At 67.0% G+C, this 13708-nt stretch carries 14 protein-coding genes, 1 tRNA gene and 1 riboswitch; of the genes, 7 read left to right on the top strand and 8 right to left on the bottom strand.

All coding sequences use genetic code 11. From position 1 onward, the window contains the following. Window positions 1–68 precede the first annotated feature (68 nt). Complete coding sequence (locus PIGHUM_RS14455; RefSeq protein WP_124080270.1) at window positions 69–1082, top strand: Bug family tripartite tricarboxylate transporter substrate binding protein; 1014 nt, start codon at window positions 69–71, stop codon at window positions 1080–1082. A gap of 133 nt (window positions 1083–1215) precedes the next feature. Here PIGHUM_RS14455 and PIGHUM_RS14450 read toward each other — a convergent pair whose 3' ends face one another. The 3 genes from PIGHUM_RS14450 to PIGHUM_RS14440 form a co-directional block, all read right to left on the bottom strand. Next, on the bottom strand, window positions 1216–1443 hold the full coding sequence (locus PIGHUM_RS14450) for a hypothetical protein (protein WP_124080269.1): 228 nt from the start codon (window positions 1441–1443) through the stop codon (window positions 1216–1218). Between the two features lie 277 nt (window positions 1444–1720). After that, entirely contained in the window at window positions 1721–1906 is a 186-nt protein-coding gene (locus tag PIGHUM_RS14445; RefSeq protein WP_124080268.1) for a CsbD family protein, read from the bottom strand. Between the two features lie 161 nt (window positions 1907–2067). Continuing rightward, on the bottom strand, window positions 2068–3300 hold the full coding sequence (locus PIGHUM_RS14440) for an MFS transporter (RefSeq protein WP_124080267.1): 1233 nt from the start codon (window positions 3298–3300) through the stop codon (window positions 2068–2070). 91 nt (window positions 3301–3391) lie between these two features. Beyond that, window positions 3392–3545: riboswitch (FMN riboswitch) on the top strand. Between the two features lie 116 nt (window positions 3546–3661). Between PIGHUM_RS14440 and ribB the strand changes: the two genes are divergently transcribed. Then, the gene (ribB, locus tag PIGHUM_RS14435; protein ID WP_124080266.1) at window positions 3662–4327 is read left to right on the top strand and encodes a 3,4-dihydroxy-2-butanone-4-phosphate synthase; all 666 of its coding nucleotides are present in this window, start codon (window positions 3662–3664) and stop codon (window positions 4325–4327) included. Between the two features lie 131 nt (window positions 4328–4458). Here the strand turns inward: ribB and PIGHUM_RS14430 are convergent, their stop codons facing one another. Then, window positions 4459–5391 carry a VOC family protein gene (locus PIGHUM_RS14430; protein ID WP_124080265.1) on the bottom strand — a complete coding sequence of 311 codons (933 nt, stop codon included), beginning with the start codon at window positions 5389–5391 and terminating at the stop codon, window positions 4459–4461. 40 nt (window positions 5392–5431) lie between these two features. Beyond that, window positions 5432–6271, bottom strand: coding sequence for a fumarylacetoacetate hydrolase family protein (locus PIGHUM_RS14425; protein ID WP_124080264.1), 840 nt, complete (start codon window positions 6269–6271; stop codon window positions 5432–5434). Between the two features lie 82 nt (window positions 6272–6353). Between PIGHUM_RS14425 and PIGHUM_RS14420 the strand changes: the two genes are divergently transcribed. The 5 genes from PIGHUM_RS14420 to PIGHUM_RS14400 all read left to right on the top strand — a co-directional run bounded on the left by PIGHUM_RS14420 (window position 6354) and on the right by PIGHUM_RS14400 (window position 10891). After that, a complete protein-coding gene (locus PIGHUM_RS14420; RefSeq protein WP_124080263.1) occupies window positions 6354–7031 on the top strand; it encodes a GntR family transcriptional regulator in 678 nt (225 codons plus the stop codon). Between the two features lie 94 nt (window positions 7032–7125). Beyond that, window positions 7126–8460, top strand: coding sequence for a DUF3182 family protein (locus PIGHUM_RS14415; protein WP_160142275.1), 1335 nt, complete (start codon window positions 7126–7128; stop codon window positions 8458–8460). Then, window positions 8447–9190: an alpha/beta hydrolase family protein gene (locus PIGHUM_RS14410; protein WP_124080261.1), complete on the top strand. Its 744-nt coding sequence runs from the start codon at window positions 8447–8449 to the stop codon at window positions 9188–9190. The genes PIGHUM_RS14415 and PIGHUM_RS14410 overlap by 14 nt, the downstream gene beginning before the upstream one ends. 100 nt (window positions 9191–9290) lie before the next feature. Continuing rightward, window positions 9291–9782, top strand: coding sequence for a DUF421 domain-containing protein (locus tag PIGHUM_RS14405; protein WP_124080260.1), 492 nt, complete (start codon window positions 9291–9293; stop codon window positions 9780–9782). Between the two features lie 107 nt (window positions 9783–9889). Continuing rightward, window positions 9890–10891: an SDR family oxidoreductase gene (locus PIGHUM_RS14400; protein ID WP_187697793.1), complete on the top strand. Its 1002-nt coding sequence runs from the start codon at window positions 9890–9892 to the stop codon at window positions 10889–10891. 41 nt (window positions 10892–10932) lie between these two features. On the opposite strand, the gene PIGHUM_RS14395 is transcribed toward PIGHUM_RS14400, so the two are convergent. The 3 genes from PIGHUM_RS14395 to PIGHUM_RS14385 all read right to left on the bottom strand — a co-directional run bounded on the left by PIGHUM_RS14395 (window position 10933) and on the right by PIGHUM_RS14385 (window position 13648). Beyond that, complete coding sequence (locus tag PIGHUM_RS14395) at window positions 10933–11202, bottom strand: DUF883 family protein (protein WP_160142274.1); 270 nt, start codon at window positions 11200–11202, stop codon at window positions 10933–10935. 85 nt (window positions 11203–11287) lie between these two features. Continuing rightward, window positions 11288–13048, bottom strand: a complete 1761-nt coding sequence (locus PIGHUM_RS14390) for a thiamine pyrophosphate-requiring protein (protein WP_124080257.1) — start codon at window positions 13046–13048, stop codon at window positions 11288–11290. 508 nt (window positions 13049–13556) lie between these two features. Beyond that, window positions 13557–13648, bottom strand: a tRNA-Ser gene (locus PIGHUM_RS14385). Between the last annotated feature and the right edge of the window lie 60 nt (window positions 13649–13708).

The following is a 13708-nucleotide window of genomic DNA, read 5'->3' as shown; positions in this document are numbered from 1 at the left end:
AACCCTTTCCAGCCGCGCCCCAGGATCCGTATACTTGTTGCGAATACCAACAACACACGAGACTAGCCATGGCCTTGCACACTTCCCCATCCCGTTTCCTGCGCCGCAATGCACTTGCGCTGCTGGCCGCCATGACCGCCGCCGGCGCCGCGGGCACCGCCTGGGCCGCCGATGACGCCAGTTCCTATCCGAACCGGCCGATCCGCCTCGTCATTCCGTTCACGCCGGGCGGCTCCACCGACATCCTGGGCCGCACCATCGGCGAGCAGCTGAACAAGGCATGGGGCCAGCCGGTCGTGGCCGAGAACGTGCCGGGCGCCGGCGGCAGCATCGGCGCCGACCGCGTCGCCAAGGCCACGCCCGACGGCTACACGCTGCTGATGGGCCACATCGGCACGCTGGCCGTGACGCCGTCGCTGTACTCCAAGCTCCCGTACGATCCGATCAAGTCGTTCGCCGCCGTGGCATGGGTGGCGCGCGTGCCGAACGTGCTAGTGGTGCACCCCTCCGTGCCGGCCAAGACCCTGAAAGAACTGGTCGCCTACGCCAAGGCCAATCCCGAAAAGCTCACCTACGGTTCGGGCGGCAACGGCAGCGCGGCCCACATCGCCACCGAGTATCTGAAGCTGCAGAGCGGCACGCAGATGCAGCACGTGCCGTACAAGGGCACGGCTCCCGCGGTGACCGATCTGGTCGCCGGCCACATCAAGGTCATGTTCACCGGCGTGCCCGCCGTCAATGCCCAGATCAAGGCTGGCCAGCTGCGTCCGATCGCGGTGTCGTCGCCCAAGCGCGTGAAGATGCTGCCCGATGTCCCGACCGTGGCCGAATCCGGCTACCCTGGCTTCGAGGCCGACCAGTGGTACGGCGTCGTGGCGCCGGCCGCCACGCCCAAGGAAGTGATCGCCAAGCTGAACAAGCAGATCAACCAGTCGCTGTCCTCGGCCGAGATCGAGACCAAGCTGTCCAGCGAAGGCGCCGAGGCCACGCCGAATCCGCCGGAAGTCTTCGCCAAGCTGATCTCCGACGAAATCGCTCGCTGGAAGCCGGTGATCGAGAAAGGCGGCGTGAAGATCGACTGATCGACTGCGCATCCGCCGCATGACGCCGGGCACCCCGGCGTTGCCGGCCGAAACGGCAACGGGGCATGTCGGAAGACATGCCCCGTTCGTTTTTCAGGCGTCCTGCCAGGCGCAATAGCGCGTAGCCCCTGGTTCAGGCGCGGTTCATGACCGGCGCGTATATCTGCGCATTCGCGTCTTCGTAGCGGCCATCCTGCCGGCGGGACACCAGCGGCCCCGAATGCAGTTTGTAGACGATACGGCCATCGTCCGCTCCCCAGCGCAGCCAGCCCTGAAACACATTACCCTGGTGATCCGAGACGAATATGGAAAACGGCGGATCCGCGGCGTGCGATTGCAAAGCCCCCCAGAACTGCAGCACAGCTCACTCCCTCGCGTATACATGTAAATAACTGTATCAATCGCGACGGCGAGGCGATATCCCTCGAACGGGGGATATCGCCTCGCCGTGAGACGGCGCGCCAGGGCGCGAGGCAGATCGGGCGCCGGAGCGCACGCTCCGCTTGCGCCGGGAGAGCCGCTCCAGGGCGGCGCGGCGGTTCGTTCCTGACGGCCGCCTCCAACGGACGCGGGGCCGGCGCATTGCTGCACCGGCCCCGCCATTCTTCCATCATGCCACCCTCGCGGGTGGCGCAGGCTCATGCGTCCTTCACCGCATCGCGCAGCTTGTCCTTGGCCTGCCCGACGTTTTCCTGCACTTTGCCCACGTTCTTCTGCACGTTCCCTTCGGCCTCGAGACCGTGGTCGCCGGTCACCTTGCCGGCGGTTTCCTTGACTGTGCCCTTGACCTGATTGGCAACACCCTTGATCCGGTCTTTATCCATGGTCGCTCCTTGAGGTGGATGGAGTACCGCAATCGCGGTACGACACCTCTACCTTAAGAGAACTCCGGCCTGAAAGGACCGGCGTTTGTTAGCAAGTCTTCCACCTCCCCGGGGGGCGGTCATATCCTGCAAAGCTTGATGCACTTGTCCGGCCTCGGCGCCTACCGCCGCGCGGGGGCGCGCAGGCACCACCACAGCACCGAGACCGCCTGCAGCACGCCCACGCCGGCGAAGGTCCAGGAGTACGCCAGGACGCTGGACAGTCCGGCCGCCCGGAGCCCGTCCACCGCGACGCCGATTCCCCATTGGATGAGGAAGGCGCCGATGAAGACGAACATGTTGTAGAGCGTCACCACGCGCCCCGCCACTTCCCTGGGAAATTGCATGGAGACGTAGGGCTGCATCAGCGCCACCGGGGCCGTCCCCAGCGCCATCAGCAGCCATAGCATCCACGCGCCCGGCGCCGGATACAGCGCGAGCAGGAAGGTCGCGGCGATGCAGACCGCATAGCCGGCCAGCGCAACACGATCCAGGCCGAAGCGGCGCTGCAGCGGCGGACTGGCCAGGCCCATGACCACGTAGCCGGCCATCATCGTGGACATGATCAGCAGCAGCGTGGACGCGCTGCGGGCCGTGCTCATGCCGAGCACGTCGATCAGCCAGGGTCCCGCCCACAGGGTATAGAGCGCGATCGCCGCGCCCTGCCCGATGATGGACGGCGGCATGACGCGCCGCATTTCCGGATGCCTGAGCAATTCCCAGAAAGCACTCGCGCCTGCGCTTTTCGTGCCCGAGGCGACGTCCAGGTCGCGGTCGGGCACCATGCGCCACAGCAGCGCCGCGACCACCGCGAACGACAAACCCGAGACCAGGTGCACGCTGCGCCAGCCGTAGTGCCCGGCCAGCCACGCCGCCGGACTGGTGAAGAACACCGCGCCGGCCGTGCCCGCGACCATGGTCCATAGCGCGAGCTGGGGCTGGCGTCCGGACGGATAGCAGCGGCGGAAATAGGAGAACGGCGCCATCAGGCTGGCCGCCACGCCCACCCCGATCAGGATGCGGCCGAGCGAGACCAGCATGAACGCATCCGCCACGACCATCAGCAGCGAGCCCAGCGCAGCCACGGCCAGCAGCACGGCTTCCACGCGCCGCGCGCCATACCGGTCCAGCCATACGCCCAACGGCGGCTGCATGGCGGCCATCGCGATGAAGAAGGCGGACGACAGCCATCCGAGCTGCGCGCTGGTTACGCCGAGGTCTTGCGTGATGAACGGCGCGATGGCGGCGTTGACCGACCGCAATCCGTAGGAGAAGAAATAGGCTGCCGCGAAGCAGGCGAATACGATGAGGGACTGGCGCCGGCCCAGCGGTGCCGGTGACGATGTGCCGGGCATGATGACGGTGATGGCCGAAAGCGTTCAAGGATACCCGATTCGACCGCCCCGCCGCTTCTTGCTACCATAGGCACAGCCGCCCTGCCGGGCGGTGCGTCTTCAGGGCGGGGTGCAAATCCCCACCGGCGGTAGGGTGCGACGATGCGCACCGAGCCCGCGAGCGCTTGCCGGCCACGCCGGCAAGGTCAGCAGATCCGGTCGAATACCGGAGCCGACGGTCATAGTCCGGATGAGAGAAGACGGGAACCGGTACCGCCCAGCACGCGCGCGCGCCTGTGCCGCGGTATGCCTCCTACCGGCGCGCTCTTGCGAACGCGCTGTGCCCTGAACGCTTCTCGTGGCCAACATACGGAGCGTTTCCATGCAGTCCCTGCAGCACTATTTCCAGTCCACCACCGCCGAACAGCGCATGCATGCCGCGCTCGCCGCCCTTCGGCAGGGCCAGCCCGTCGTCCTGCTCGATGACGAGGACCGCGAAAACGAGGCGGACCTGATCATCGCCGCCGAATCCATTACCGAAGCCATCATGGCGCGCATGATCCGCGATTGCAGCGGCATCGTGTGCCTGTGCCTGACGCCCGGCCACGTCGAAGCGCTGGGCCTGCCGCAGATGACCAGCAGCAACCGCAGCCGCAACGGCACGGCCTTCACCGTCACCATCGAAGCGCGCGACGGCGTCAGCACCGGCGTCTCGGCGGCGGATCGCATCACCACCGTGCGCGCGGCGCTGAGCGGCGATCCCGGCACCCTGGTCAGCCCGGGCCACGTATTCCCGCTGCGCGCAGACCCGCGCGGCGTGCTGGGCCGGCGCGGCCATACCGAAGGCTCCCTCGACCTGGCCCGCCTGGCCGGTTTCGCCCCCGCGGCGCTGCTGTGCGAACTGATGCACGAAGACGGCTCGATGATGCGCGGCGACGCGGCGCTTGCCTATGGCCGCCAACACGGCTGGCCGCTGCTGACCATCGAGGACATCGTCGCGTGGCTCGTGAACGCCGAAGCCGCCAACGCCGAAGCTCTCGCCGCCTGAAGCGGAGACAAAATTGCCCGGCGCCGCCCCCCCCTGGGTCCGGCGCCGGGCTGCCCCAAGGCGGGCCCAGGCCCCGTCAGGGGCTGCCCCGTGTATGTCCCAGTCCATACACCCCGCAGCGGCTGGGGGGGCTAGCCTTCCACTTCGGTATTGAAGATGAAGTCGGCCGGTACGTCCGGTCCCCAGAGATAGAGCGAATCTTCCGGTGGGAACTCACCCGCGGGCCACGGCTTGCCGGCGGAAACATAGTCGATGTCGGCCGAATACTCGCAGAACGACCCCCAGGGATCCTGCACATAGAAGAAGTAATTCGACCCCAGCACGTGCCGGCCCGTGCCCCAGCCGTGCTTGTAGCCGGCCGTGTTCATCTGGGCCGCGCCGCGGCCCACTTCGTCCAGCGTGGCAACGTCCCACGATGAGTGGTGCCAGCCCTTGCCCGCGCTTTTGGCGAACGCCACCAGGTGGTGGTCGCAGCCGTGCGGCGCATGCGTGAACGCGATGATGTCCAGCGACTTGTCGGACAATTGCAGGCCGATGGCGCGATGGTGGAAATCCACGGCATCCGGCACGCTGGACGTGAACAGCAGCACGTGCGAAAGCCGCCGCGGCCGCACCTGCCTGCCTTCCGAACGCGGATGCGACCCGCGCATGTCCGCGCCGACCTTGGGAACGTCGAATGGCGATTTGCTTTCCGGCATGGTCCGCGGGCCGGCCCGGACCTGGATCAGGTTGCCGTCCGGATCGTGGAACCAGATGCCCTCGCCGTTCTTGAACGGGCTGTCGATATCGAAACGGCCCCCGGCCTCGCGCGCCTGCCGGCCGATGGCTTCGAGATCCTGCTCGTAGCAGTTGAAGCTCAGGTAGGCCAGCGACTTGCCGGAAGCCGGCAGCACGCGCGCCCAGCGATGGCCGTCGGCGGCGCGCAGTTCGAGCTCGCCGCCTGCGCGGCGGACATCGAGCCCGAAGTTCGTGAAGAAATGTTCCGCCTGGTCGAGCGACGGCACATTCAACGCGAAATGGTCGATCGAATGCACCGCCGCCCCGGCGAAGTATTGCTCAGGCATGTCTCCTCCTGCCGCGCATGGCGGTCTGGTTCCCGGCGGCTCAGCGTTCGTCGACGATGGGGTTGCGCAGCGTGCCCAGCTTCTCGACGGTCACCTCGCACACGTCGCCGTGCTTCATCAGCAGCTTGGGCGTGCGCGCCCAGCCGATGCCGGCCGGCGTGCCCGTGACGATGACGTCGCCCGCCTCGAGCGTGATGGCTTCGCTGGTCACGGAAATCAGTGTTGGAATGTCGAAGATCATGTCGTCGGTCGTGGCCGACTGCACGACTTCGCCGTTCAGGCGCGTCTCCAGCTTCAGGCCCTTGGCGCCGGGAGGCACCTCGTCGGCCGTGACGAAATCGGGGCCGAAGCCGCCGGTGTTGTCGAAGTTCTTGCCCACCGTCCATTGCGGCGACTTGAACTGGTATTCGCGCACCGAGCCTTCGTTGAATACGGCGTAGCCGGCCACGCAATCGAGCGCCTCGTCCTTGGGAATGAAGCGGCCGCCCTTGCCCAGGATGACGGCGACCTCGCCCTCGAAGTCCAGCGAGTCCGAGACCTTGGGCCGCACGATGGGCGCGTTGTGTGCCACCAGGGTGGTATGCAGGCGCAGGAACAGCGTCGGATAATCCGGCTGTTCGTACTTGCTTTCCTTGGTATGGTCGGCGTAGTTCAGGCCGACGCAGATGATCTTGGTCGGGCGCGCCATCGGCGGCAGGAAGCGCGCATCCGCATCCTTGACCGTCTCGCGCACCGCTTGGCCCTTCGCATAGGCGACCAGGTCGGCGCCGCGCGCCAGCAGCGATTCCAGGCTTTCTTCGCCGATCACGTCGATGTCGCCCTGGGCGTTGCGCACGCCCAGGACAGCCCTGCCATTTCTTTCAATCGATACGTAGCGCATGGTGAATCTGTCTCCACTTCACATTGGTCATGACCGGCATCCTATGCGAAAATATATACAAAAACAAGTTTTATAGATCAAATTGAGCGCCCTTCCTTCTTCTCCCACCACAGCGTCCGCGCTGCAATGGACCATCCGCCAGGACCTCATCAACGGGGTCTATCCGGCTGGCGCCAAGCTGCGCATACGTGAACTGGCCGAACGCTACGGCGTCGGCACCATCCCGCTGCGCGAAGCCCTGTCGCGGCTGTGCAGCACGGGTTTCGTCGTCGCCGTGGACCAGAAAGGCTTTCGCGTCTCGGAAATATCCGAGTCCGAACTGCGCGACATCACGCACGCGCGCCGCCAGCTCGAATCGCTGGCCCTGCGCGAAGGCATCGCCCGGCGCGACGCCGGCTGGGAAGGCCGGGTGCTGGCCGCCTCCCACCAGCTCAAGCACATCCCGCTGTACCAGGATGGCGTGCTCAACCCCGATTGGGAGCGCGCGCACGAGACCTTCCACGAAATCCTCACCTCGGGCGGGGACTCGGAATGGATCGCGCGCTTCTGCGCCACGCTGCGCGAGCAGACCGCCCGCTACCGCGCGCTGTCGGCCGGCATCGGCCATGCCGAACACCGCGACGTGGATGCCGAACACGGCGCCATCGTCCAGGCGATCCTCGACCACGACGCCGATCGCGCATGCGAACTGCTGTGCGAACATTTCTCGGCGACCACGCGGCTGGTGGGCGAGCTGCTGAAGCGGCGCGCCGCGGCCTGAGGCCGGCGTCCGCCGGAGGCGCGGATCGGCACGGATGCGGTGCGTCGCCTCGCGCCACGGTATGCTTTCTCCACTTTCGCACATGGAGACGAGCATGACCCGACCCAAACCCGCCGACCAGACGCAACTGGGCGGCAGCTTCAACCAGGCCCTGTTCGACAAAGGCCTGGCCACGCGCCGTGAAGTCCTGGGCCGCGAACACGTGGACGCCTCGCTGGCCAAAGCCGCCGAAGACCCGCTGCGCATGGAGCTGCAGCAGCTCGTCACCCAGCACTGCTGGGGCGACATCTGGAACCGGCCCGGCCTGGACCGCCGCACGCGCAGCTTCCTGAACCTGGCCATGATCACTGCGCTCAACCGCCCCCACGAGTTGCGCCTGCACGTGCGCGGCGCCATCAACAATGGCCTGACCAAAGAAGAGATCAACGAGGTATTCATGCAGGCCGCGATCTATTGCGGCAGTTGCTACTACGTGCCGGATCGAACCCTGGTCGGGAACTGGCGCTCCGGCGCGCTCGGCATACGCGCGGCATCGCATTTGTTCGGCGGCATCGTTCCCCATGGTTTCATCGCGACGAAGGTAGTGAGCCATGGCTTGTGGGCCGCGGACAGCCAGGCGCCGGCCGGTTGGGCGCACGGACTGGCGCCGCGCCTGCATGGCTGCGTGCTGAGCGGCTATTCGGCGTTCTCCCGCGAGGACGCCCTGCGTGCGGGCCGGGCGCTGCTGCGCAACGGGCCGGTCAGGCTCAAGTCGGCCGCCGCCTGTGCGGGCCGTGGCCAACGCGTGGTGGAAGACAACGGCGACCTCGAAGCCGCGGTGGACGACGCGGCGCGCAGCGGCGCGCTGGCTTCGGGCATCGTGCTGGAAGAAAACCTAGAGGACGTGGAAACCTTCAGCGTGGGCTGGTGCCGCGTCGGCGACCATACCCTGGCCTATGTGGGAACCCAGGAACTCACGCGGGACCGCCAAGGCCAGCCGGTGTACGGCGGCTCGGTCCTGCGCTGCGTGCGGGGCGAGCCCGGGCGGCTGGCCAGCCTGGACCTGTCGGCCGGGCTGGCGCGCGCCGTCGAGCTCGCCGTCGCCTACGACGCGGCGGTATCCGCGGCCTATCCCGGCCTGCATGCGTCGCGCCGCAACTACGACGTTGCAGCGGGTCGGGATGCCGGCGGCCGGACGCGAACCGGCGTCCTGGAGCAATCGTGGCGCATGGGAGGCGCGAGCCCCGCAGAGATGGCCGCGATGGTGCATTTTTTCCGCACCCCCCTGCAGGATGAGGTGTGGGCTTACAGCAAGGAACGCTATGGCGCGGACGCCGGCGAACCGCCCGCCGGCGATTGCGTGTTCCAGGGAGAGGACAGCCAGGTCGGTTTCATGACCAAGTCGGGCGGCATATTGGACACAAGAGGTAGCGAATATGGTGGGTCGTAGCGATCCAGCGGTCATAGAAGTCGCCGGCAGCGAATTGCAAGGCACTTTCCTGACCCCGCGGAGCAAGATACCGGGTGTGCTGTTCATCCACGGCTGGGGCGGCAGCCAGTCCTTCGATCTGTTGCGCGCGCAAGGCATCGCCGCCTTGGGCTGCATCTGCCTGACTTTCGACCTGCGCGGCCATGCCGCGACAGAGGCCCAGCGCGAGCAGGTATCGCGAGACGACAACCTGCACGACATCATGGCGGCCTACGACCGCCTGGCGGCCCATCCCGGGCTCGACTCCACCGAGGTAGCGGTGGTGGGCAGCAGCTATGGGGCCTATCTCGCCGCCATCCTGAGCGGCCTGCGCAAAGTGCGCTGGCTCGCGCTGCAGGTGCCGGCGCTGTATCCGGACGATCACTGGTTCAAGCCCAAGGACCAGCTCGATCGCAGCGTGCTGCGCGCCTTGCGCAACCGGGCGGTCACTCCCGACGAAAATCGCGCGCTGGCGGCTTGCGCGGGCTTCCAGGGGGACGTGCTCATCGTCGAATCGGAGCACGACGATTTCGTTCCCCACTCCACCGTCATGAACTACCGTTCCGCCTTCCGGCGCGCGCATTCCATGACCCATCGCATCATCGACGGAGCGGACCACGCGCTGACGGAAAAAACCGCGCAGCGGGCGTATACCGCCGTCCTGGTGAACTGGATCACGGAAATGATAACGGGCGCGCGTATCAGCGGCTGACGGGGTTGCGCCACGGTGCGCAGCGGCGCCTCCGGCCGCCGATCGGACCGGGCATGCGCCTTGCTGCCGGGTTTCCAGCTCAACCGCTGGGAGCACCGCCATGAGTCCGGACTGGTCCGAAATGTTTTCTTTGTCCGTCGCGCCGCTGGAGATCGTCATCCGCGGCAGCATCATCTACTGGTTCATCCTGATCCTGCTGCGCGTGGCCGGCCGCCGCGACGTGGGGTCGATGGGCGTTGCCGACATGCTGGTGCTGGTGTTGATCGCCGATGCGGCACAGAACGCGATGGCCGCCGAATACCGCTCCATCATCGACGGCATGGTGCTGGTCGCGACCATCGTGGGCTGGAGCGTCATCGTGGACCGCCTGGCCTACTTCGTGCCCTCGATCGGGCAGCTATTGACCAGCAGCCGCGTGCTGCTGGTTCGCGACGGCACGCTGGAACGCCGCAATCTGCGCCGCGAATACATCACCGTGGACGAATTGATGAGCGAGCTGCGCCTCAAGGGCATCGACGAACTGGGCCAGGTGCGGCGCTGCTACATCGAAGCGGACGGCAACATCAGCGTGCTGCAGAAGCATCAGGACTGACCGCCGCGCCGCCGCTTCCGCCCCGTGGCCGGCCGGGTATGCGCATTGCTGGCAACACCGCCGAACGGGGCGCCGCGCCCTCCCCCGCATCCACGAGGAGAAACGACATGGAAGACCACGACCGGTCCGCCGACCGAACGGCCGAACGCCAGCGCCAATTGCAAAAGGACCAGGACCGGCGCGATGCCCAGGATAGCGCCTCGAATTCGTCCAAGGATCAGGGATCCGGCCAGCAGGCCGCCCAGACCGGCGACAGGCAGCGCCCCGAGCCTCCCCTACCCGCCCAGCACCAGGCCAAGCCCGGCCGCAGCAGCGAACTCGATCCCCAGCCCCAGTTCATGGCGCCCGACTACCGGGGCAGCGGCAAGCTGGATGGCATGGTCGCGCTCATCACCGGCGCGGATTCCGGCATCGGCCAGGCCGTGGCGGTGCTTTATGCGCGCGAGGGCGCGGATGTCGCGATCGCCTATCTCAACGAGGACGAAGATGCCGCGCGCACGCTGCAAGCCGTACAGGCCGAAGGCCGGCGCGGCGTCCTGATCAGCGGCGACGTGCGCGACCCCGCCTTCTGCGAAGAAGCGGTGGCCCGCTGCGTGCGCGAGCTCGGCCGCCTGGACATCCTGGTGAACAATGCAGCCTTCCAGGAGCATGCGGAATCGCTGGAAGACATTACCGATGCGCGCCTGGACGAAACGCTGCGCACCAATGTCTACGGCTATTTCCAGATGGCCCGGGCCGCGCTGCGCGTGATGCCGGATACCGGGTGCATCATCAACACCGGCTCGGTGACCGGCCTGCGCGGCAGCGCTAAACTGCTCGACTACTCGGCCACCAAGGGCGCCATCCATGCGTTCACCCAATCGCTTGCCGCGAACCTGGCCAAGCGCGGGATCCGCGTCAACGCCGTGGCGCCAGGTCCGGTGTGGACACCGCTGAACCCGGCCGACCGTCCGGCCGAAGAGGTCCGGAATTTCGGCAAACAGACCGACCTGGGCCGGCCCGCCCAGCCGGAGGAAATTTCGCCCGCCTACGTTTTCCTCGCGGCGCCTTGCTGCGCCAGCTACATCACCGGCATCGTCCTCCCCATCACCGGCAGCGCGGGAGATTGAGGAATGAAACTCGCCCCCCCCTGCGCACGCGCCGCGGGAGCTCACGCGTCGCGCCGGCTCAGGCAGGCAGCCAGGGCTGCCCCTGCCAGGAAAGCCATGCCCAGGGATTTCCACGGATGGCGGCGCACGCATCGTTCGGCGCTTCCGCATCCCTCGCGCATGCGGGTTTCGAGGGCGTCGCGCCAGTCGCTCTCCCGCGAGGCGCGCGCAGCCCATTCCCGCCTGAGGCGGTCGCGGCCGGTCTCGATCTCCGCACTGCCATAGGAGGCGGTACGCTTGAGCAGTTCTTCCAGTTCTCGTTCCTTGTTCATGCCATCTCCCGATCGATCGCGGCATGCGCATTGCCGCATGCCTCGCGCTCGAGCCGCAAGTTGCGTGCCGCGGCAGGACGAGGCATCACGCCCACCACTGCCTGAGCGTGGCGCGCAACGCCGCTCCCCCGGCCGCATCCTTGCCCAGCGCGCGCAGATAGGCCGCGAACTGTTTGGGCTCGATATGCGGTGGAACAGGCGGTATTTCAGGATCAGCCATAACCTCGATCACCAGCGGCACGCGTGACGAAACGGCGCGCTCCATGGCGCTGCCGACCTGGTCCGCCGCGTCTATCCGTATGCCGTCCAGACCCAGCAGCTTCGCATACTCGGCGTAAGGAAACGCCGGCAGCCGCTGGGACGCTTCGAATCGGGGATCACCGCCCATGACGCGCTGCTCCCAGGTCACCAGGTTCAAGTCGCCATTGTTCAGCACCAGCACGACGAAGCGCGGATCCGGCCAGTCCCGCCACCGGTCGGCCACGCCGATCAGGGTGTTGATGCCGTTCATCTGCATCGCGCCGTCTCCCACCAGCGCGAACACCGGCCGTTCCGGCCAGGCGAGCTTGCCCGCCAGGGCATACGGCATCGCGCATCCCATCGTGGCCAGCCCGCCCGATACCGACGCCAGCATGCCCGGACGCGCGTCGATGTCGCGCGCGTACCAATTGGCGGCGGAGCCCGAATCGCAGGTCAGAATGCTGTCGTCCGGCAATCTGCGGGACAGCTCGTAGAACGGCAGTTGGGGATTCACGGGCGTGCCCGGTACTGCGGCCCTGGCCGCCACGGTCTGCTTCCATCGGGCAACGTCGTCCTCGATCTGCCGCCGCCAGGCAGGGTCCGTCTTTTCCTCGAGCAGCGGCAGCAAGGCGGCCAGCGTCTGCTTCGCATCCCCGACCAGCCCGGCTTCGGCCGGATAGCGGACCCCGATGGAACGGCCATCCCTGTCTATCTGCACGCAACCGGCCTGCCCTTCGGCGGGCAGGAACTCCGCGTAGGGAAACGTCGTGCCGACCATGAGGAGGCAGTCGCAATCCTGCATCATCTGCCAGCTGGGCCGCGTTCCCAGCATGCCTATGCTGCCGGTCACGTAGGGCAGCGCGTCGGACAGGACCGCCTTGCCGAGCAGGGCCTTGGCTACGCCAGCGCCGAGCCGGTCAGCGACGGCCGCCAGTTCAGCGCTCGCTCCAAGCGCGCCGGCTCCCGCCAATATGGCGACTTTGCGGCCGCGATTGAGCACGTCCGCGGCGCTGCGCAGGGCGTCCTCACCGGGCACATGGGCGTGCGACACGAAACCGATGCCGCTGTGCATCATCCCGTGGCGCCGCGGCGGGGCCGGCACCGCGGGCAATTGCTGCACATCGTTGGGCACCACGATGCAGGTGACGGCGCGGCGTTCCAGCGCGATCCTCATGGCCCGGTCGACCAGGTGGCGGGCTTGTTCCGCGCTCGTCATGAGCTGCACGAAATCGTGCGCGACGTCCTTGAAGAGCGAAACCAGATCGACCTCTTGCTGGAAATCTCCGCCCAGGCTGCTGCGGCTTTGCTGCCCCACGATGGCGACCACCGGCTGGTGGTCCATCTTGGCGTCGTACAGGCCGTTGAGCAGGTGGATCGCGCCCGGCCCCGACGTGGCCAGGCAAACCCCGGCCTGGCCGGTGAACTTGGCGTGTGCGCACGCCATGAAGGCGGCCTCTTCCTCATGCCGGGACTGGATGAAATCGAGATCCCGGTTGCGGCCGAAAGCGCCGATCAAGCCATTGATGCCGTCACCGGGGTAGCCGTAGATCCGCGCCACCCCCCAACTGGCCAGCCGGGCCAGCATGAAGTCCGCTACCGTCGCCATATCCGCTCTCCGAAAACATCGAGTAAAGGCCGGAAAGCAGCAAGCGACGTACCCGCAGCAAGGCCTGCCGGCCCTCCGGGGATGCGCCCAGGAGGATTCAGGACGGCCGAGCCACCATGAGATAAAGATCGCAAGAAAGCAGAACAGCGCGGGTATGCCGAGAACGATCCAGGCTTTGAACCACGTCCAATAAGCCCTGGGCAAGGATTCGTCCGCCGACAGGGCCGCCTTCGCGATGTTGCATTCCCCACCTGGACGATCTCAGGCGGCGCGGCGAGAAAAAGGAGCGGCTGACGCCGGGATTCGAGCGCGCGCTGTCGCGGCTCTCCATGGGGCCGCCTTCGGCGCCGGCCTGGCGCTGGCGGCCCACCTCGTGGTGTCCAGACGTTAGGCGCCAAGTCCATGCGACGGAAGACCGGCCGTCCAAAGCCCCGTTTCTGATAGTTGTTTGGCAGGGGCAATAAAAAACCCCTTGATTCGCCAAACGAATCAAGGGGTTGCCAATACTTGGCGGAAGCGGTGGGATTCGAACCCACGATGCAGTTTTAGCCGCATACTCCCTTAGCAGGGGAGCCCCTTCGGCCACTCGGGCACGCTTCCGAAGCGGGGCGTAGTGTAGCACGCCTTTGGGGAGCCACCGGCCATGGCGGCCGGCATTTA

The organism is Pigmentiphaga humi (assembly GCF_900606115.1).
In the GTDB taxonomy this organism is placed as follows: domain Bacteria; phylum Pseudomonadota; class Gammaproteobacteria; order Burkholderiales; family Burkholderiaceae_B; genus Pigmentiphaga; species Pigmentiphaga humi.
This window is presented reverse-complemented; position numbering and strand designations above follow the sequence as displayed.